We start from the raw sequence: 19,130 nt of genomic DNA on the forward strand, positions 1-19,130 counted from the left end.
GGAGGGCGCGGCAGATTCCGCCGCCACAACATGACGGAAGGGTGTGAAGCATGGCGTTCGAGGTCGAAGCAGCGACTCTGCATACCGCCGCGAGTGACGTGCGGTCCACGCGCAGCGAGGTCGACGGCGAGCTGAAGAAGCTGTGGAACGTGGTCGACGACCTGGCCATCGCCTGGAAGGGACAGGCGTCCACGGGCTTCCAGTCGCTGATGAATCGCTGGAACGAGGACACGGTCAAGCTGCTGACGGCGATGGACAGCATCGCCGACCTGCTCGACAAGTCGGGTACGACGCACCAGGTCAACGACGAAGAGCAGCAGCAGATGCTGGACAAGTTCCACTCTGCTCTCAACCCGTGATCCGCCGAGAAGAGCAGGGGAGGAAATCATGAGCATCAAGGTTGACTACGCAGTTCTCGAGAGCGCCAACCAGCAGATGCAGTCCATCTCGAAGACCATCGACGAGAAGTTGGACACGCTGCGGTCGATGCTGTCGAAGCTCCAGTGGGACGGCCAGGACCGGGCCGCCTACGAGCAGCACCAGGCGCAGTGGGACACCGCTGTGCGCGACATCAACCGCGTCCTGAACGAGATCGGCGGTGCGGTCGGCGTGGCGCGCGAGAACTATGTCTCCACCGAGATGAGCAACTCCAAGGTGTGGGGCTGAGATAATCGCCCCGTCGCGGCTCCGGTCCGGCTCGACCGGACCGGAGCCGCACTGCGTTGCGAGTCGTCGAGGTCCTGGGAGTGTCATGCGTACGCGGAAAAATCTCCGGCCGATGCTGAGGTCCACTGTGGCCGCACTGGCCCTGGCGGTCGCCGCCGGAACGGTTCCACTGGCCGCGCCGGCCCCGGCCCGCGCCGCCGACACGGTACGCGGCCTCCAGTGGTACCTCGACGCGCTGAAGATCCCACAGGCCCACAAGATCACCAAGGGCCGGGGCGTGGTCGTCGCCGTCCTCGACACCGGCGTCGAACCCGAGGTCCCCGACCTGCGCGGCCAGGTCCTCCCCGGGTACGCCATCGGCGCGGACGGGTCCGCGAAGGGCTGGGGCACCGACGACAAGATCGCGCACGGCACGGCCATGGCGGGCATCATCGCCGGGCGTGGTGGCGGCGACATGCGAGAGCTCGGCATCGCCCCCGAGGCCAAGATCCTGCCCATCTCCGTCGGTACCCTGCTCCAGGCCGATGACATCGCGAAGGGCATCCGCTGGGCGGCGGACCACGGCGCCGATGTGATCAACATTTCGATGGGCGCCAAGGGAGCCGCGAAGCCGGAAGAGGTGGCGGCCGTCCGTTACGCCCTCGAGAAGAACGTCGTGGTTGTTGCCTCCGCCGGCAACGTCCACCAGGGCGACGTCGGCGTCGCCTCGCCGGCGGACGTCCCCGGAGTGATCGCGGTGACCGGGCTGGGCAGGAACGGCTCGATCTTCGGCGACAGCGTGCGGGGCCCGGAAGCCGTGCTGGCCGCGCCGATGGAGGAAATCATCTCACCGTTGCCCACCTCGGTGTCCGACAACGGCTACGGCGTCAGCAGCGGCACCAGCGAGTCGGCGGCGATCGTCTCCGGCCTGGCGGCGCTGGTCCGGGCGAAGTACCCGGACCTGGACGCGGCCAACGTGGTGAACCGGCTCATCCGCACCGCCGAGGACCGGGGTCCCGCCGGCCGGGACGACGAGTACGGGTTCGGGGCGCTGGATCCGGTGGCGGCGCTGACCCGCTCGGTGCCGAACGTGTCGAGCAACCCGCTGCTGGCCGGCGCGCCCGCCGGGGGTGACGCGGAGAACGGGTCGCAACCCCTGCCGGAGCGGTCGAAGGACGACGGCCCGGTCGTCTCGTTCGGCGTGAAGAACGGCACCGGTGCGCTGATCCAGGGCGCGCTCTGCCTGCTGGTGCCGATCGCGGTGGCGATCCTGGTGATCGTGCTGGTGCGCCGGTCCCGCCGACGGCCGGCCGCCCCGCCGACCGGTCCCGGCTTCCCGCCGCCGCCCGGCCACGCCGTGCCAGCCGGCCACGCCGTGCCGCCCGGCAACGTCCCGGGCGCCCGTGGCCCGTACCCGCCCGCAGGGCCGGCGCCGCACGGCGTGCCCGGCGGCGTACCGCCGCAGGCCCCGAACGCCTACGGTCCGCCCGGCGCGGCACCCCGCGGTGCCCCGTGGCCGCACCCGGGGGCGACGCCCCCACCGCCGCCGGCCCCGCCGGGCCCCGGCGTGCACCACCAGTAAGCCAGAGAGTCTGATCGGCGACGGGGAGGAACCGATGACGGACGACAGGACGCAGCAGTCGGACAGGGTCGAGATCGACACGCCCAACGTCCCGGTGGCACCGACCATCACGCCGTTCGTCTACTACGACGGCGTCTCGTTGGACAACGTCAACAAGGCCCACCGGCCGACGCACCTCACGCCCGCCCCGGGCGGCGCGGGCGCCAAGACCGAGTGGGACGCCTCGACTCTCGACAAGGCCATCACGTGGCTCGACGACCACGCCGAGTTCCTCAACCAGCAGTCCTACAAGATGGAAGAGGACATCCGGAAGTGGATGCGCAACGCCACCGGGGCGGCGGCGGTGGGCGGTGGCGGTGAGAAGAGCCCGCTCGGCAGCTTCGAGCGGGCAAACGCCCTCGCCACCAAGCACGCCGGTCTCTACGACAGCACCCAGACCAGGCTGCGGGAGCTCGCCCGCGAGCTCTGGAAGGCCGCCAACGCGCTCCGGAAGGTCAAGGAGAACTACGACACGGCCGATGAGCGCAACCGGATGAACGCCAACCAGATGCAGAACGCCATCAACAGCGCGTCCAGCCGCGCCGGGAAGAACTGAGTCGGGGGAGGCGGAAGATGCCGAGTTGGGAAGAGATGTGCCAGCAGATCGTCATCGACGGCAGGCCCGGTGACGTCACCAGCGCCGCCTTCGGCTGGGAGCAGCTGCTGAAGAACCTGAACACGGTCAAGCAGAACCTCGAAACCAACGTCAAGGACCTCGGTGAGACCTGGAAGGGCCCGGCGTACGAGGCGTTCAAGACCCACATCGAGGGGCTCGCGAAGACCACCGGCGAGGTGGTCGCGGACGCCGAGAGCCGGGGCGGCATCGTGCACTCGCTCAAGGACGCTGCGGACAAGCTGAGCGCCGCGCAGGCCGAGTTCCCGATCCCGGCGAGCTGCGTCAACGACGTGCTGGAGGCCCGCAACGGCCGGATCACGATCAGCGCCGGCTTCTTCGAGATGAAGGTCAAGCCGGACTTCCTCGGCCTGGCCGACCCGATCAGCTCGATGGTCGACTGGTTCAACGACAAGACTGACGACGCCAACCGGGTCTACGGGCAGGTCAGCAGCCACTACCTGGCGATCGACGAGAGCCTGGACGCGCCGACCAGCACCGCTCCGTCGACAGCCCACGGCGGCTTCGAGAAGCCGGACCTCGGCGGGGGCGGTGGCGGAGGCGGCGGCGGCGGGGTGCCGGACATCGGCGGCGCGCCCTCCACCGGCGGCCTCGGTGGCAGCCCCTCCCTGGGCGGCGTCGGCTCGCCCCCAGGCATCGGCACCGGCGGCCCGGGCATCGGCACCGGCACCCACCCGGACCTCTCCTCCGGCACCGGCGGCTACCCGGGAGGCGGCGGCACCGGCAGCCTCGGTGACGAGTACGGCAGCGGTCTGGCCGGTGCCGGCGGCGGCGTCGGCACGCTGCCCAACTCGGGTCTCGGCGGCGGTGGCCTGCCCAGCACCACCGGCCTCGGCTCCGGTGGCGGTCTCGGCGGTGGCAGCGGCCTCGGCGGCGCCGGCGGCATGATCCCCGGCGGCGGCTCCCTCGGCAAGGCGGTGAGCACCGGCATGCCCGGGATGATGGGCGGCGCGGGCGGTGCGGGTGCCGGCCGGGGCGCGGGCCGCGGTGCGGGCCGGCTCGGCGGCGGCATGGGCGGAATGGCTGGCGGCATGGGCGGTGCGGCCGGTCGTGGCGGCGCCGGCAAGGGCGCGGCCGGCGGCGTCCGGGGCGGTGCCGGGGCCAAGGGCGGCATGGCCGGCATGGGCGGCGGCCACGGCGCCGGCTACGGCGAGGAGGAGGCTCCCCGCAACACCTGGCTGGAGGAGGACGAGGACGTCTGGGGCGCGGACGGCGGTGCCGCGCCCGGCATCCTGCGCTGAGCGTCGACAGGGAGCGCCGTCCACGGATCACGTGGGCGGCGTTCCGCCGTTCGGGGGGCGCGCGTCAGCCGGCGGTCAGGCGTCGACGGTTTCGGCGCGGCGGCCGGGCCGCCATTTCCGCCGGCGGCCCAGGGCCACGATCGGTCGGGCCGCCAGCAGCGCCAGGGCGAGCACTCCGGCGGCCCCGGCGACCCAGAGCGCGACGGTCCGCTGCCAGCCCAGCGGGTCCTCTGCCGCACCGGGTGGCGGCATGGCCCCGACGGCGGGGTCGGTCCGGGTGCCGAGCAGGCTGGTCAGCGCCCGGTACGGGTTCACCACCCCGTACCCGAGCTCGGGGTTGTGCCCCTCGGGCGGGTTGTCGGCGGTGCGGGTGAGTCGGTAGGCGACCTGTTCCGGCGTGAGGTCGGGCCGGGCGGAGCGGATCAGCGCCGCCGCGCCCGAGACGTACGCGGCGGCGAAGCTGGTGCCGCCCTGCGGCTCGGCGAGGTAGCCCTGGCCGCCCGGGGCGGGGCCGACGATGTCCAGCCCGGGCGCGGCGATGTCCACGTAGTTGCCGCTGACCGAGCTGCCGACGTGACCACCCTCCCGGTCGACGCCGGCCACCGCGATCACCCCCGGGTACGCGGCCGGGTACGCCGGCAGGTCCTGCTGCTCCTGCTGCCGGTTGCCGGCGGCGGCCACCACCACCGCGCCCTTGCCGAGCGCGTAGTCGACGGCGCGGGCCAGTTCGGGGTGGTCCACCGTGACCAGTGACAGGTTGATCACCTTGGCGCCCTGGTCGGTCGACCAGGTGATCGCGGCGGCGATCTGCACGGGCAGGTTGGGGTCGTTGGTGCGCTGGGTGTCGGGCAGCACCCGGACCGGCAGGATCCGGGCCGCGGGGGCGATCCCGCTGTACGGGGCGCCGGTGTCGTCCCGCCCTGCGATGATCCCCGCGACGATGGTGCCGTGGCCGGCCTGATCGCACCGGCCCTGCATCGGGGGGAGGCCGTTGAAGTCGCGGCCCTCGCGTACCTGCCCCTTGAGCAGTGGATGGGTGGGGGAGACGCCGGAGTCGATGACCGCCACGGTGACCCGCTCGCCCCGGGTGATCCGCCAGGCCGACGCCGGGTCGAGCCGGCGCAGCGCCCACGGTGTCTCGCCGGGGGCGACCCCGCCGGCCGGGCCGGGGCAGTTCGGGGCCGCCATGGCCGGTGCCGGCGGCACCACGAGCGAGGCGAGCACGGCCGCCACCACTCCACCGAGGACCGTCCGGGATGGACGCCCGGCGGTCTCGGTCAGCGCCGTCCCAGTCGTCCGGTAGCTCTCGCGCACGCGCTGAGATTACCGCCGCCGCGCCCGGTACGGGGCGACGGGCGGGTCCGGGCGCACAGAATGAGAGCGGTCGTCAGGAGGTGGGCTCGGCGCGCTCGCCGGTGAAGAGGGCGAGCAGGTCACCCACCTGGCGGTCGGACTCGGCCGGGTGCCGGAAGTGGCCGCGCGGGTTGACCGTGTACTCGTTGCGTCGGCCCACCCGGGTGCGGTGGAGGTAGCCGCCGACCTCCAGGTCGGCGACGATCGCCTGCGCGGCGCGCTCGGTCACCCCGACCTCGTCGGCGACGTCCCGCAGCCGGGCGGTGGGGTTGCGGGCGATGGCGAGCAGCACGTGCGCGTGGTTGGTGAGGAACGTCCAGTTCCGGGTGCTCCCGTTCTGCGCAGTCGTCGCCATGCCCGTCATGGTATGGCCAGCCGGCTGGCATTTCCGCCCTGGCCTCCGCGCACCGGGAGCCGTCCGGGCGCGGCCCGGGGACACGGCGGCGAAACACGCTGCCCACGTCCCGGTAATGTATGAAATCCGTATCACGTATACCTTGACGTATCTTTCGCTGCGTGTGACGGTGGGCGGCGAGGCCGCCTCCGTCGCCGGCCGGGTGTGACCAGGCCGATCTCGCGAGAGACCGAGGTGAGGCAATGACCCTGACCGATCCGACGCAGGCGCTCGCCGAGCTGCACGCCGGCAACCGGCGCTTCGTGACGGGCGCGCAGCGCCACCCCAACCAGGACTCGCTGCACCGGGCGGCGGTCGCCGACGGCCAGCACCCGTTCGCGGTGATCGTCGGCTGCTCCGACTCCCGCCTCGCCGCCGAGATCATCTTCGACCGGGGCCTGGGTGACCTCTTCGTGGTGCGTACCGCCGGGCACACCGCCGGCCCCGAGGTGCTCGGCAGCGTCGAGTACGCGGTGAGTGTCCTGGGCACCCCGTTGGTGGTGGTGCTCGGCCACGACTCCTGCGGAGCGGTGCAGGCCGCCCGGGACGCCGCGCGGACCGGCACGCCGCCGGTCGGGCACCTGCGGGCGGTGGTGGACGCGGTGGCGCCCAGCCTCCGACGGGCCACGGAGCAGGGCGTCGACGACGTCGACGGGATCGTCGACATCCACATCGCGCACACCGTCGAGGCGCTGCTGGGCAACTCCGCCGTACTGGCCGCCGCGGTCGCCGAGGGGCGGTGCGCGGTGGTCGGCATGTCGTACCGGCTGGCCGCCGGTGAGGTGCGGACGGTGGCTGCGGTGCCGAGCGTCGTGCCGGCCCAGACCGGCGATCGGGCGACCGCCGTCGCCGGCTGAAACCCCCGCACGCGACGAGGGCCGCCCCCACCGGGGACGGCCCTCGTTCGGTACGCGTCGCGGGCTACAGCATCGACATGTGCACGTGGTCGGTGTGGTTCGACGGTCCGCTGTACGACTTCCACCCGGTCGCCGGGAACCAGATCTGCCGGTTCCAGATCACGTAGTAGATGCCGAGCCGGTCGGCGTTGCGGATCAGGAACGCGGCGAGGTTGTTGCCGTACATCCGGGTGTCGTTGTTGTGCCAGGGCGCGAAGCCGCTCCGCTGCAACGACCAGTCGCAGGCCTTGCCCTTCGGGTGGTCCCACGGCCCACCGGGCCGGTAGCAGCCCGCGAACCGGTTGAAGCCGACCCGCCGGACCTCCTTGTACGCGTGCAGGGTGCGTGGCGTGATGGTGCCGGAGGTGGTCGGGTCGTTCTCGGTGCGCGACTCGGAACGCCAGCCGCCGTCGGCCGTCCGGCCGGGGCCGATCCGGGCGACCGGCGAGGTCGCGTCGACCAGGCCGCCGGTGAAGCCCCGGCCGCCGACCAGCTGGAGGGCCTTCTCCGCCTCCCGGCTCTCCCGGGCCATGTCGTTGGTGAGCTTCTGCTGCTCACGCACCTCGGCGTCCAGCGCCAGCTTGGCCTGCTCCGCGCGGTTCTTGGCGGCGGTCACCTTGGCCAGCTTCTGCGCGTTGACCATGTTCAGCTCGTCCAGGGCGGCGGCGCGCCGGACGAACGAGTCGGGCGCGTCGCTCTCCAGCAGCATCGCCACCGCGCCGATCCGGCCGGTCCGGTACGACTGCGCCGCGATCTGCGAGACCGTCGGCTGCAACGCCGCCAGCTCGTCCTGCGCGCGTTGCACCTCCAGCGCGAGCTGCTGCTGGCGCTTCTTGGACTTCTCCAGCTGCCTCTTCGCCTTCGAGTACTCGCGGTTGCGCAGCTCGATGACGTCGGTGAGCAGCTTGGGCTCGCCGTCCTCCTCGTGCCCGGAGGGGGTGGGGGTCGAGGGCGCGGCGATCGCGGCTGTCGGCCCGCCGAGGATGGCCAGCGCGGCGAACACGGCCACCACCGGAGTCAACCAGCGGCGCAGGGGTGCCGTCACAGTGTTCCCTTCCGTCGACCGCCGACCGGGTTAGCTGACGGGTTCGGGACGGAAGTGGCCCCTACCGCTCGCGCGGATTCACCCCATGTACCTGGTTCCCCGGCTCGCCTCGCGGCGATTGGGCGGCGGCACCGCAGGCGCCGCTGCGCGCCTTCGGCGGTGACCGGCAGCGAGGTTACCCGAGAGTCGTACCGGGGATCTACGTCCAGAACCCGACTAAAAGCGTTATTTCGTCGTAGCGAAGCGTGACGAGTGACGCGTTCGTCAGGTTCCGCGTCCGCGTCGGTCACGCAGCGGAGTCTCACCATGCGGTGTCCGTGCTCCTTTCCGGGTCGGGCCACCGTGCGGGGGCCGGGGTGGACGGTCCGCCGGGACGCGACGCGCTCAGCGCCTCGAGCGCCGCGTCCCGGTCGGCGGAGGGGCGGGGAGTGGGTGCCGGCCCGGTGTCCCGGGCCGGATCGTCGGCCGGGCCACGACCGGCGGTGGCGACCAGCGCGGCCAGCGCGGTGGTCAGTGGGACGGCGGCGATCAGGCCGAGCGTCGCCACCGCGCTGCGGACGATCTCCTGGGCCAGGAACTCGCTGGTGAGGATCTGGCTCACCGGACGGCTGTCGGCGGTGAGCAGGAGCAGCAGCGGCAGCGAGGCGCCCGCGTACGCGAGCACGATGGTGTTCACCGTGGAGGCGATGTGCGCCCGGCCGACCCGGGTGGCGGCCCGGTAGAGCTGCGTCCGGGACAGTCCGGGGTTGGCGTGCGCCAGTTCGGTGACGGTGGCGGCCTGGGTGACGGTGACGTCGTCGAGCACGCCGAGCGAGCCGATGATGATGCCGGCCAGCAGCAGCCCGTGCAGGTCGACGTCACCCTGGTACAGCGACAGCGTGGTGGCCTCCTCGCTGCCGAACCCGGTCAGGTGGGTGGCGGCGGTGGCCAGGCTGCCGAGCAGTCCGGTCAGCACCAGGCTGCCGAGGGTGCCGAGGACCGCCACCGAGGTCTGCGCGGTGATGCCGTGGGTCAGGTACAGCACCACGAACATGATCAGCGCCGAGCCGGTGATCGCGATCAGCAGCGGCGAGCCGCCCGCCGCGATGCCGGGTACGACGAAGGTCAGCAGGATGGCGAAGCTGGCGCCCAGCCCGGCCAATGCGGCCAGCCCGCGCAGCCGGCCGAACGCCACGATCGCCGCCGCGAAGAGCGCCACCAGCCACACCAGGGGCTTGCCCCGCTGGTGTTCGGCGATCTGGTAGCTGGTGGCGGTGGGGTCGGCCGGGTCGGTGAGCTGGACCAGCACCACCTCGTCGCCGACCGCGACGGTGGGCGCGCCCGGGCCGGCGGGCACCGGAGTCTCCACCTGCTGGCCGCTGTCCGGGCCCTGCTCGACCCGGACCGTCACGGTCCCGCACGGTCCCTCGGCCGCGCCGGGCGGCGCCTCCGGGGTCGGCGGGCAGGGTTCGGTCACCACCCGGGTCACCGTGCCGTGGTGGCGTGCCGGCTCGGCGCTGCCGTCGGCCTGCCGCGAGTCGCGCGGCCACAGCACCAGGGCGGCGATCACCGTGACGACGAACAGCGGGACCACCGTCGCGACGAGGATCCGCCGCACCCCCGGTGGGGCGGACGGAGCGGGACGGGTGTGGTCGGCGCCCATTGCGAGTCTCCCAACGATCCAGGGCGGGGTACGTGTCAGCCGGCCGTTCGGTTCACCGGCGGGACGCGCGTGGCGGGCCGCGTACCCGGGGGTGGGCCCTGGGTGCCGGCGGGGTCACCCAGCGTGACCGGACGGCTCGGTCGCCCGGCGTGGCGACCCGCCCGGGCGGTCGCCCACGGCGGCCGAGCCCGGCGCGGTACGCGGGCCGGCGGCAGCTGCGGCGGATGGCGAGTCATGGCCGGTGAATCGTAGCCAGGTTCGGTGCGGGTCCGCCCGGTTCGCGACATCGGCAGCGCGCCCACCGGGCATCGTGGGGGCATGGACCAGCACGCCGGCCCGGCCCGGCCCCCGGGGTCGGACCGACACCGGGGGCACGACCGGCACGCCGGCCACGACCCGGAGATGTTCCGCCGCCGCTTCTGGCTCTGCCTGGCGCTGACCCTGCCCGTGGTCGCCACCAGCCACATGGTGATGGAGTGGTTCGGTTACTCGCTGGAGTTGCCCGGCCGGTCCCTGGTCGGGCCGGTGCTCGGCTCGGTGGTCTTCTGGTGGGGCGGCTGGCCGTTCCTCCTCGGCGCGGTGCGCGAGGTGCGCGACCGGGCCCCGGGCATGATGCTGCTGATCGGGATGGCGATCAGCGTCGCGTACGCCGCCTCGCTCGCCACCAGCCTCGGCGCCTTCGAGCTGGACTTCTGGTGGGAGCTGGCCGCCCTGGTCACCATCATGCTGCTCGGGCACTGGCAGGAGATGAAGGCCGTCGGGCAGGCGCGGGGCGCCCTCGCGGCGCTGGCCGCGCTGCTCCCCGACGACGCCGAGCGGGTCGGGCCGCAGGGCGGCACCGAACGGGTGCCGGTGAGCGACCTGCGGGTGGCCGACGTGGTGCTGGTCCGCCCCGGTGGCCGGGTGCCGGCCGACGGGCGGATCGTCGACGGGGCCGCCGAGCTGGACGAGTCGATGGTCACCGGCGAGTCCCGCCCGGTCTCCCGGGCGGTCGGGGACCGGGTGGTGGCCGGCACCGTCGCCACCGACTCGGCGATCCGGGTCCGGGTGGAGGCCATCGGCGACCAGACCACCCTCGCCGGCATCCAGCGCCTCGTGGCGCAGGCGCAGCAGTCCGGCGGGCGGGCGCAGGCGCTGGCGGACCGCTTCGCCGCCTGGCTCTTCTACGTCGCCACGGGTACCGCCGTGCTGACCGTCGTGGGGTGGACCGCGCTGGGCGAGCGGGACCAGGCGGTGGTCCGGACCGTCACGGTGCTGGTGATCGCCTGCCCGCACGCGCTCGGCCTGGCCATCCCGCTGGTGATCGCGCTCTCCACCGCGTTGGCCGCCCGCTCCGGCGTGCTGGTCCGCGACCGGCTCGCACTGGAACGGATGCGCACCGTCGACGTGGTGCTCTTCGACAAGACCGGCACCCTCACCAGGGGCGAGCACGCCGTGGTCGGGGTGGCCGCCGCGCCGGGGACCGGCGAGGACGAGGTGCTGCGGCTCGCGGCCGGGGTCGAGGCGGACAGCGAACACCCGCTGGCCCGGGCGATCGTCGCGGCCGCCGCCGAGCACGGCGGCCCGGCCCCGGCCGCCGGCTTCCGCTCGCTGCCGGGGCGCGGCGTCCGGGCCGACATCGACGGTACGCCGTACGCGGTCGGCGGCCCCGCGCTCCTGCGCGAGCAGGGGCTGGAGCTGCCCGGTGCGCTGGAGCCGGCGGCCCGGCGCTGGGCGGAGCGCGGCGCGGCGGTGCTGCACCTGGTCCGCCTGCCGGACACCGTCCTCGGCCTGCTCGCGCTCGCCGACCAGGTACGCCCCGAGGCCCGGGAGGCGATCGCGGAACTGCGTGCCGAGGGGGTTCGCAGCATCGCGATGATCACCGGGGACGCCCGGACGGTGGCCGAGGCGGTCGCCGCGGACCTCGGTTTCCGGCCCGGCGTCGACGAGGTCTTCGCCGAGGTGCTCCCCGCCGACAAGGACCGGAAGGTGACCGCGCTGCAACGCCGGGGGCTGCGGGTGGCGATGGTCGGCGACGGGGTCAACGACGCGCCGGCGCTGGCCCGGGCCGACGTGGGGATCGCGATCGGGGCGGGCACCGACGTGGCGATCGAGTCGGCCGGGGTGGTGCTCGCCTCCTCCGACCCGCGCGGGGTCGCCGGGGTGGTCCGGCTGAGCCGGGCGGCGTACCGGAAGATGCGGCAGAACCTCGCCTGGGCGGCCGGCTACAACGTGGTGGCGCTGCCGCTGGCGGCCGGCGTGCTGGCCTTCGCGGGGGTGGCGCTGAGTCCGGCGCTCGCCGCGGCGCTGATGTCCGCCTCGACGATCGTGGTCGCGCTCAACGCCCAGCTGTTGCGCCGGGTACGCCTCTGATCCCGCCGGTTCGGGCTAGCGTGGTCGGGTGCGAACGGCGACGGCGCGGCCGGCCGGGTGGTGGGCCCGGCTGCTCCTGCTCGCCTGCACCCTGCTCGGGCTGGCCGCCATGCACACCATCGGCCACGGCACGCACTCCGTCGCGTCCCACCCGGACGGCCACGCCGCCGTGTCGCAGCGGGCGCCGGTCGCTCAGGCCGCCGGGCCCGAGGTGGTCCCGGTCGTCCACGGCGCCACGCCTGAAGCGGTCCCGGCCGCCCATCTCGCCGGGCCGGTGTCGTTCGCCGGCCAGGACGGCGCGGTGGCGCTTCCCGCCGACAAGCCGGGGGGTGCCCCGAGTGGCTGGAGTGTCTGCCTGGCGGTGCTCGGCGCCGTCACGGTGGCGCTCCTGCTGGCGACGCTGCTGTTCGGCCGTGCCCACCGCGTGATCGCGACCCACCATTCGTCCCGGCCGTCGCGTGCGCCGCGCGCCCCGCCACCCCGCCCGGTCGGGCTTCGCCTCGCCACGGTGTCGGTGCTGCGCAGATAGGACGCCCCGACGCGGTATCGCCGCGTCCGGAGTCCGCTGCGTACGTTTCTCACACCGAAAGGTCTGATCGTGTCCACTCGTACCATCGCGCGCCGTGCCGCCCTGGCCGGCGTCGCTCTCAGCACCGCTCTCACCCTGGCCGCCTGCGGCGGCGACGACCACCAGGCCGGCTCCGGCCACGAGATGCCGGGAGCGGGCGCCACCGCCGGCCCTTCGGCCAGCGCGTCCGCCACGTTCGACGACGCCGACGTGATGTTCGCCGAGATGATGATCCCGCACCACCAGCAGGCGGTGCAGATGTCGGAACTGGCCGACAGCCGTGCCGGGGACCCCGAGGTCAAGGGCCTCGCCGGGGAGATCAAGGCCGCCCAGGCGCCGGAGATCGCCACCATGACCGGCTGGCTCACCGCGTGGGGCCGGCCCGTCCCGTCCGGCAGCCCGAGCGGCGGTCACCACGACCACGGCATGCCGGGCATGATGTCCGACGCCGACATGGCGAACCTGGCGGCCGCCTCCGGCCGGGAGTTCGACCGGCAGTTCCTGGCCATGATGATCGCCCATCACCAGGGCGCGATCACCATGGCGGAGCAGGAGGTCGCCAACGGGGTCAACACGGACGCCAAGGCCATGGCGCAGCAGATCATCACCGCCCAGCAGGGCGAGATCGACACCATGAAGAAGATTCTCGCCCGGCTCTGACCGCCGCCGGCCGGGGCGCCTCGGAGTCGTCGTGGCTCCGGCGTCCCGGCCGGGCGGAGCGACCCCGCCGGTCGGGCTCCGCGGGCTCAGCCGCGCTTCATCAGGCGGCCGACGGCGGCCATCATCTCGGCGGCCATCTCGTCGGCGCGGCCCTCGGCGGCCCCCTCGTGCATGCAGTGCCGGGCGTGGCCGTCGAGCAGGCCGAGGGCGACCTTGTCCAGGGCGGCCTGGATCGCCGAGATCTGGGTCAGCACGTCGATGCAGTACCGGTCGTCGTCGACCATCTTCTCCACGCCGCGGACCTGGCCCTCGACGCGGCGCAGCCGCGCGAGCAGCTGGTCCTTGCTGGCGGTGTAGCCCCGGGTCGGGGTGCTCGGTGTGGTCATGCCAACCAGGATAGCGTACCCCCCAGGGGTATGCTACCGTCCTCGGGAGAGCTACCCCTGGGGGGTATAGCATGGATGCGGGAGGAGATTTGCCATGGTCACCACCACGTACCAGGTGCAGGGCATGACCTGCGGGCACTGCGTCAGCTCGGTCAGCACCGAGGTGAGCGCGATCCAGGGCGTCAGCGACGTCCAGGTGGACCTGGTCTCCGGCCGGGTCACCGTCACCAGTGAGAGCCCGCTGGACACCGAGTCCGTACGCGCCGCCGTCGACGAGGCCGGGTACGACCTCGTCGAGGCGTGACGGGGTCACGACCCCAGAGAACCGAGGTATCACGATGAACACGGCGACGAAGCTGAGCGGTTTCGCCCTCGGCCTCGCGGCGGTGTTCGGCACGGCGTACGGGGTCGGCCACCTGGCCGACCCCGTCACCCCGGCCGCCGACACCCGCCACGAGCCCGCCGGCGCCGGCCACGGCTCCGACCCGCACGGCAGCTCCGACCCGCACGGCAGCTCCGACCCGCACGGCAGCTCCGACCCGCAGGGCAGCTCCGACCCGCAGGGCAGCTCCGACCCGCAGGGCAGCTCCGACTCGCACGGCGGCGACCAGACCGGTGCCGCGCACCTGCCCGGCGGGCTGCTCGTCTCCGACCGCGGCTACACCATGCAGCCGGTGGACGCCCCGAACGGGCAGTTCGCCTTCCGGATCACCGGCCCGGACGGCGCTGCGGTGACCGGCTACGAGATCGCCCACGACAAGCGGATGCACCTGATCGTGGCGCGGCGCGACCTGTCCGGCTTCCGGCACGTCCACCCCGAGCTGGGCGCCGACGGCACCTGGCGGGTGGACTCCCCGCTGGGCGGGCCGGGCGTCTGGCGGGCCTTCGCCGACTTCACCCCGTCGGGCGGGGAGCCGCTCACCCTCGGGGTCGACGTGACCGTCCCCGGCCAGCTCCAGCCCCGGCCGCTGCCGGCACCCGCCGCCAGCACCACGGTCGACGGCTACACGGTCACCCTCACCGGCACCCCGCAGCCGGCCCGCACCAGCCAGCTGACGCTGACCGTCAGCCGGGACGGGAAGCCGGTCACCGACCTGGAGCCCTACCTCGGCGCGTACGGGCACCTGGTGGCGTTGCGGCAGGGCGACCTCGCGTACCTGCACGTGCACCCGGAGGGCGTGCCCGGTGACGGGCGTACCCCGGCCGGGCCGGCGGTGAGCTTCGCCGCCGAGGTGCCCTCGGCCGGCAGCTACCGGCTCTACCTGGACTTCCGGCACGGCGGGGCGGTGCACACCGCCGAGTTCACCGTGCTGGCCGGCGACGCCCCGGCGGCCCCGGCGAGCACCGCGGGCACCCGCGCCACCCCGACCGCTCCCACCCCGACCGCCGACGCCGGCCACGGCGCCCCCGGTCACGGGCACAACTGATCGGAGGTGCCGCGATGACCCCGACCACGAAATCCCTGCCGGTCGCACCCCACCGGATCGAGCTGACCATCGGCGGGATGACCTGCGCGTCCTGCGCCGCGCGGATCGAGAAGAAGCTCAACCGGATGGAGGGCGTGACCGCCACCGTCAACTACGCCACCGAGAAGGCCACCGTCCGGTACGCCGACGAGGTCACACCAAAGGACCTCATCGCCACGGTGGAGAAGACCGGCTACACCGCCGTCGTGCCTCCCCCGCCCACCCCGGCCGGTACGGCCGGACCTGCCGTCGAGCCGGCCGACGAGCTGCGCGGCCTGCGGACCAGGCTGTGGGTCTCGGTCGCGCTGACCGTGCCGGTGATCCTGCTGGCCATGGTGCCGGCCTGGCAGTTCACCTACTGGCAGTGGCTGTCGCTGACCCTGGCCGCCCCGGTGGTGGTCTACGGCGGGCTGCCGTTCCACCGGGCCGCCTGGATCAACCAGCGGCACGGCGCCGCCACCATGGACACCCTGGTCTCGCTCGGCACCCTGGCCGCGTTCGGCTGGTCGCTCTGGGCGCTCTTCCTCGGTGACGCCGGGATGCCCGGGATGACCCACCCGTTCCGGCTCGACATCACCCGCACCGACGGCGCCGGCAACATCTACCTGGAGGCGGCGGCCGGCGTCACCGTGTTCATCCTTGCCGGCCGGTACTTCGAGGCCCGTTCCAAGCGGACCGCCGGCGCCGCCCTGCGCGCCCTGCTGGAGCTGGGCGCCCGGGACGTCGCGGTGCTGCGCGGCGACGTCGAGACCCGGATCCCGGTCGACGAGCTCGCGGTGGGGGACCGGTTCGTGGTCCGCCCCGGCGAGAAGGTCGCCACCGACGGGGTGGTGGACGAGGGTACGTCGGCCGTCGACGCCAGCATGCTCACCGGCGAGTCGGTGCCGGTCGAGGTCGGCCCGGGCGACACCGTGGTCGGCGCGACGGTGAACGCCGGTGGCCGGCTGGTGGTCACCGCCACCCGGGTCGGTGCGGACACCCAGCTCGCCCAGATGGCGAAGCTGGTGGAGCAGGCGCAGTCCGGCAAGGCGGCCGTGCAGCGGCTGGCCGACCGGATCTCCGGCGTCTTCGTCCCGATCGTGATCGCCCTGGCCGCCGGCACGCTCGGCTGGTGGCTCGGCACCGGGGCGGGCCCGACGGCCGCGTTCACCGCCGCGGTCGCCGTGCTGATCATCGCCTGCCCGTGCGCGCTCGGCCTGGCCACGCCCACGGCGCTGCTGGTCGGGACCGGCCGGGGAGCCCAGCTCGGCATCCTGATCAAGGGGCCGGAGATGTTGGAGTCCACCCGCCAGGTGGACACCGTCGTGCTGGACAAGACCGGCACGGTCACCACCGGCCGGATGACCCTGGTCGACGTGCTCCCCGCCCAGGGGGTCGACCGGGCGGACTTGCTCCGGCTCGCCGGGGCGCTGGAGGCCGGCTCGGAGCACCCGGTCGCCCGGGCGGTCGCGGCGGGCGCCGCCGAGGCGGGTGCGCTGCCGCCGGTCACCGGCTTCGCCAACGCCGAGGGGCTCGGCGTCACCGGCACGGTGGACGGCCACGAGGTGGTCGTCGGTCGGCTCCGGCTGCTGCGTGAGCGGGGCCTGGACGTACCCGAGGAGGTCGTGCGGGCGGCGGGCGACGCGGAGGCGGCCGGCCGGACGGCCGTGCTGGCCGGCTGGGACGGCCAGGCCCGGGGCGTCCTCGCGGTCGCCGACGTGGTCAAGCCGACCAGCCGGGAGGCGATCGACGGGCTGCGCGGCCTGGGACTGAAGCCGGTGCTGCTCACCGGCGACAACGCGACCGTCGCCCGGGCGGTGGCGGCCGAGGTCGGCATCGACGAGGTGATCGCCGAGGTGCTTCCGGCCGACAAGGTCGACGTGGTCAGGCGACTCCAGGGCGAGGGGCGGACCGTCGCGATGGTCGGCGACGGGGTCAACGACGCCGCCGCGCTGGCCCAGGCCGACCTGGGGCTGGCCATGGGCACCGGCACCGACGTGGCGATCGAGGCGGCCGACCTGACCCTGGTGCGCGGCGACCTCACCGCTGCGGTCGACGCCATCCGGCTCTCCCGGCGGACCCTGGCCATCATCAAGGGCAACCTCTTCTGGGCGTTCGCCTACAACCTGGCCGCACTGCCGCTGGCTGCCGCCGGCCTGCTCAACCCGATGATCGCCGGGGCCGCGATGGCCTTCTCGTCGGTGTTCGTGGTCGCCAACAGCCTCCGGCTGCGCGGGTTCCGCCCGGTCGGCTGAGCACGGGCGCGCCGCCGCCGGTCCCACCGTGGAGGCCGGCGGTGGCGTCGTTCCTCCCCGTCCCCATCCCGCTGCCCCGACCGGTCGCCGGTCACCGTGGGTGATCACGTATGGGTGATCGGTGTTTCCGGCGAAAAGGCCCGGGGTACATCCGGGACGTCGGAGGAACTGCAAAATGGAGGTTCGCATGGGTATCGACGACAAGATCGACAATGCCGGCGAGAACACCACGGGCAAGATCAAGGAGGGCCTGGGTCGGGCGACCGACGACGAGCGCCTTGAGGCCGAGGGCCGCAACGACCAGGCGAAGTCCAACCTCAAGCAGGCCGGCGAGAAGATCAAGGACGCTTTCAAGAGCTGACCGACGCATCCCGCACGCCGGGCCGACGACCTGTCGGCCCGGCGTGCGGCGCGCTGTGCCCGACGACGATCGCTGTCACCACCCGGGGAACCGGTTCGCGGCAGCGGAGCGTGAGTGCCTCCGGTACGACGGCCGCAGCACGCCGACGTGACCTCGCAGCGATCCTGGTCGTTGCCAGAACGACATCCGCCGCGTTCCGGCCCGGCGGCCGGGCGACGAGTTCCGGCCGATGGTCGACCCGCGCCGTCCCCTTCGGACGGCCGACACCCGAACGGGGAAACCGATGTTCCGAAGCTCCGCCGCCGCGCTCGCCCTGGTGGCCTGCGCCGCCCTCGTCACCGGCTGCCAGCAGGCCGGAAACGACGCCGCCGACCCGCAGACCGCTCCGGCCGCCGCGAGCGCCACCGCCACCGCAAGCGCCGCCTCGACGCCCAGCCCGAGCGCGTCGCCGACCGGCCCGAGCGCGGCCAACACCGCCGCCGTCTGCCGGCGCGCCGATGACCTGATCATCGAGGCCAGCCGGAGGATCGCCGAGGACTCGGCGGCGGCCACCCGCCGCGAACTCACCCCGGAGCAGCTCAACGGCCAGCTCAAGGGCACCCTCGCCGGGCTCGCCGACGACCTGCGCAAGCAGGCCGGCAACGCCGAGGACCCGCGGATCAGGGATCTGGTGACCGACGCCGCGAAGCAGATCGACGCGGGAGCCGCGGCGGCCAGCCCGGCGACCTGGATGGCGACCGGCTTCGTCCGCATCCCCGAGCGGCTCACCCGCGACTGCCACGTCTGACCGGCGGCGGCCCGGCGAGCGATTGGTGCCGTGGAGTCGGCCCGCTGAGCGGTAACCACAGGCGTGCCACAGACGCTGTGGAGCTGATGTCGTAGATGAATCACCGATCGGGGCCGGTGGCCGACGGCAGTCCATCCCACCCGTGATTCGTTCACGACATCAGCTCCACAGCGAGCGACCCCTGCCCCGACCGGCCGACCAGATGCTCAGCGCCGTACCCGGTAGGTCACGTGGGTGACGGTCGGGCCGGCGACCACCGACACCTGCTCCAGTCGGGGGTCGCCGACCCCCTCGAAGAGCCGTTCGCCGGCCCCGAGCACGATCGGCACCAGGTGCAGATGGAGGGTGTCCAGCAGCCCCGCCGCCAGGCACTGGTTGACCGTGCTCGCGCCGCCCGCCACCGAGACCACCCGGTCACCGGCCGCCTCCCGGGCCTGCCGCAGCGCGGCGGCGAGCCCGTCGGTGACGAACCGGAACTCCGTCCCGCCGCGCATCACCAGCGTCTCGCGCGGATGGTGGGTGAGCACGAAGACCGGCGTACGGAACGGCGGGTCCTCGCCCCACCAGCCGGTCCAGTCGAGGTCCCACGGCCCGTCGCCGCCGCCGAACATCCGGCGTCCCATCACGTACGCCCCGACGTCCCGGGTCAGCTCGTCGACCACCTCGGCGTCGACGCCGCGCTCCCCACCGGCCAGCCCGTGCCGCTCCCGCCAGGCGTCCAACCCGAAGAACCACTCGTGCAGGCGCAGCCCGCCCCGACCCAGCGGGTCCTGCCGGCTCTGGTCCGGCCCCGCCACGTACCCGTCCAACGACATCGAGATCTGACAGCTCACTGTGGTCATGCG

Annotated in this window: 20 protein-coding genes and 1 riboswitch; of the genes, 14 read left to right on the forward strand and 6 right to left on the reverse strand. The window is 73.7% G+C overall.

The window, feature by feature from the left end:
* The first annotated feature begins 50 nt into the window (after positions 1-50).
* From M2302_RS18720 to M2302_RS18740, 5 genes are all read left to right on the forward strand, one after another.
* A complete protein-coding gene (locus tag M2302_RS18720) occupies positions 51-359 on the forward strand; it encodes a WXG100 family type VII secretion target (protein ID WP_154939991.1) in 309 nt (102 codons plus the stop codon).
* 28 nt (positions 360-387) lie between these two features.
* A complete protein-coding gene (locus M2302_RS18725; protein ID WP_088964211.1) occupies positions 388-666 on the forward strand; it encodes a WXG100 family type VII secretion target in 279 nt (92 codons plus the stop codon).
* Between the two features lie 112 nt (positions 667-778).
* The gene (locus M2302_RS18730; protein WP_280839153.1) at positions 779-2,227 is read left to right on the forward strand and encodes a S8 family serine peptidase; all 1,449 of its coding nucleotides are present in this window, start codon (positions 779-781) and stop codon (positions 2,225-2,227) included.
* A gap of 34 nt (positions 2,228-2,261) precedes the next feature.
* Entirely contained in the window at positions 2,262-2,822 is a 561-nt protein-coding gene (locus tag M2302_RS18735; RefSeq protein ID WP_179802897.1) for a hypothetical protein, read from the forward strand.
* Positions 2,823-2,839: 17 nt separating this feature from the next.
* Positions 2,840-4,141 carry a hypothetical protein gene (locus M2302_RS18740; protein WP_280839154.1) on the forward strand — a complete coding sequence of 434 codons (1,302 nt, stop codon included), beginning with the start codon at positions 2,840-2,842 and terminating at the stop codon, positions 4,139-4,141.
* Between the two features lie 75 nt (positions 4,142-4,216).
* Here the strand turns inward: M2302_RS18740 and mycP are convergent, their stop codons facing one another.
* Positions 4,217-5,455 carry a type VII secretion-associated serine protease mycosin gene (gene mycP, locus M2302_RS18745; RefSeq protein WP_280839155.1) on the reverse strand — a complete coding sequence of 413 codons (1,239 nt, stop codon included), beginning with the start codon at positions 5,453-5,455 and terminating at the stop codon, positions 4,217-4,219.
* 73 nt (positions 5,456-5,528) lie between these two features.
* The gene (locus M2302_RS18750; RefSeq protein WP_280839156.1) at positions 5,529-5,858 is read right to left on the reverse strand and encodes a helix-turn-helix domain-containing protein; all 330 of its coding nucleotides are present in this window, start codon (positions 5,856-5,858) and stop codon (positions 5,529-5,531) included.
* A 233-nt stretch (positions 5,859-6,091) separates the two neighbouring features.
* Between M2302_RS18750 and M2302_RS18755 the strand changes: the two genes are divergently transcribed.
* Positions 6,092-6,745, forward strand: a complete 654-nt coding sequence (locus tag M2302_RS18755) for a carbonic anhydrase (RefSeq protein ID WP_280839157.1) — start codon at positions 6,092-6,094, stop codon at positions 6,743-6,745.
* A gap of 64 nt (positions 6,746-6,809) precedes the next feature.
* On the opposite strand, the gene M2302_RS18760 is transcribed toward M2302_RS18755, so the two are convergent.
* Together M2302_RS18760 and M2302_RS18765 are read right to left on the reverse strand one after the other, a co-directional pair.
* The gene (locus tag M2302_RS18760) at positions 6,810-7,829 is read right to left on the reverse strand and encodes a hypothetical protein (protein WP_280839158.1); all 1,020 of its coding nucleotides are present in this window, start codon (positions 7,827-7,829) and stop codon (positions 6,810-6,812) included.
* 4 nt (positions 7,830-7,833) lie between these two features.
* Positions 7,834-7,964, reverse strand: a riboswitch (cyclic di-AMP (ydaO/yuaA leader).
* Between the two features lie 166 nt (positions 7,965-8,130).
* On the reverse strand, positions 8,131-9,471 hold the full coding sequence (locus M2302_RS18765; protein ID WP_280839159.1) for a YibE/F family protein: 1,341 nt from the start codon (positions 9,469-9,471) through the stop codon (positions 8,131-8,133).
* 318 nt (positions 9,472-9,789) lie between these two features.
* Between M2302_RS18765 and M2302_RS18770 the strand changes: the two genes are divergently transcribed.
* The 3 genes from M2302_RS18770 (at position 9,790) to M2302_RS18780 (ending at position 13,051) form a co-directional block, all read left to right on the forward strand.
* Positions 9,790-11,823, forward strand: a complete 2,034-nt coding sequence (locus tag M2302_RS18770; RefSeq protein ID WP_280839160.1) for a heavy metal translocating P-type ATPase — start codon at positions 9,790-9,792, stop codon at positions 11,821-11,823.
* A 28-nt stretch (positions 11,824-11,851) separates the two neighbouring features.
* Positions 11,852-12,352, forward strand: coding sequence for a hypothetical protein (locus M2302_RS18775; RefSeq protein WP_280839161.1), 501 nt, complete (start codon positions 11,852-11,854; stop codon positions 12,350-12,352).
* Positions 12,353-12,421: 69 nt separating this feature from the next.
* Positions 12,422-13,051 carry a DUF305 domain-containing protein gene (locus tag M2302_RS18780; protein ID WP_280839162.1) on the forward strand — a complete coding sequence of 210 codons (630 nt, stop codon included), beginning with the start codon at positions 12,422-12,424 and terminating at the stop codon, positions 13,049-13,051.
* Positions 13,052-13,137: 86 nt separating this feature from the next.
* On the opposite strand, the gene M2302_RS18785 is transcribed toward M2302_RS18780, so the two are convergent.
* Positions 13,138-13,437: a metal-sensitive transcriptional regulator gene (locus M2302_RS18785; protein ID WP_154939970.1), complete on the reverse strand. Its 300-nt coding sequence runs from the start codon at positions 13,435-13,437 to the stop codon at positions 13,138-13,140.
* 94 nt (positions 13,438-13,531) lie between these two features.
* Between M2302_RS18785 and M2302_RS18790 the strand changes: the two genes are divergently transcribed.
* From M2302_RS18790 to M2302_RS18810, 5 genes are all read left to right on the forward strand, one after another.
* The gene (locus M2302_RS18790; protein ID WP_280839163.1) at positions 13,532-13,741 is read left to right on the forward strand and encodes a cation transporter; all 210 of its coding nucleotides are present in this window, start codon (positions 13,532-13,534) and stop codon (positions 13,739-13,741) included.
* Between the two features lie 34 nt (positions 13,742-13,775).
* Positions 13,776-14,864, forward strand: coding sequence for a hypothetical protein (locus M2302_RS18795; protein ID WP_280839164.1), 1,089 nt, complete (start codon positions 13,776-13,778; stop codon positions 14,862-14,864).
* Positions 14,865-14,878: 14 nt separating this feature from the next.
* Positions 14,879-17,137 (forward strand): heavy metal translocating P-type ATPase, encoded by a 2,259-nt coding sequence (locus M2302_RS18800; RefSeq protein WP_280839165.1) that lies wholly within the window; start codon positions 14,879-14,881, stop codon positions 17,135-17,137.
* 187 nt (positions 17,138-17,324) lie between these two features.
* A complete protein-coding gene (locus M2302_RS18805) occupies positions 17,325-17,498 on the forward strand; it encodes a CsbD family protein (protein WP_088964196.1) in 174 nt (57 codons plus the stop codon).
* Positions 17,499-17,781: 283 nt separating this feature from the next.
* A complete protein-coding gene (locus tag M2302_RS18810; RefSeq protein WP_280839166.1) occupies positions 17,782-18,285 on the forward strand; it encodes a hypothetical protein in 504 nt (167 codons plus the stop codon).
* 206 nt (positions 18,286-18,491) lie between these two features.
* Here M2302_RS18810 and M2302_RS18815 read toward each other — a convergent pair whose 3' ends face one another.
* A complete protein-coding gene (locus tag M2302_RS18815) occupies positions 18,492-19,127 on the reverse strand; it encodes a dihydrofolate reductase family protein (RefSeq protein ID WP_280839167.1) in 636 nt (211 codons plus the stop codon).
* Between the last annotated feature and the right edge of the window lie 3 nt (positions 19,128-19,130).

It is taken from the genome of Micromonospora sp. A200 (assembly GCF_029893845.1).
In the GTDB taxonomy this organism is placed as follows: Bacteria; Actinomycetota; Actinomycetes; order Mycobacteriales; family Micromonosporaceae; genus Micromonospora; species Micromonospora purpureochromogenes.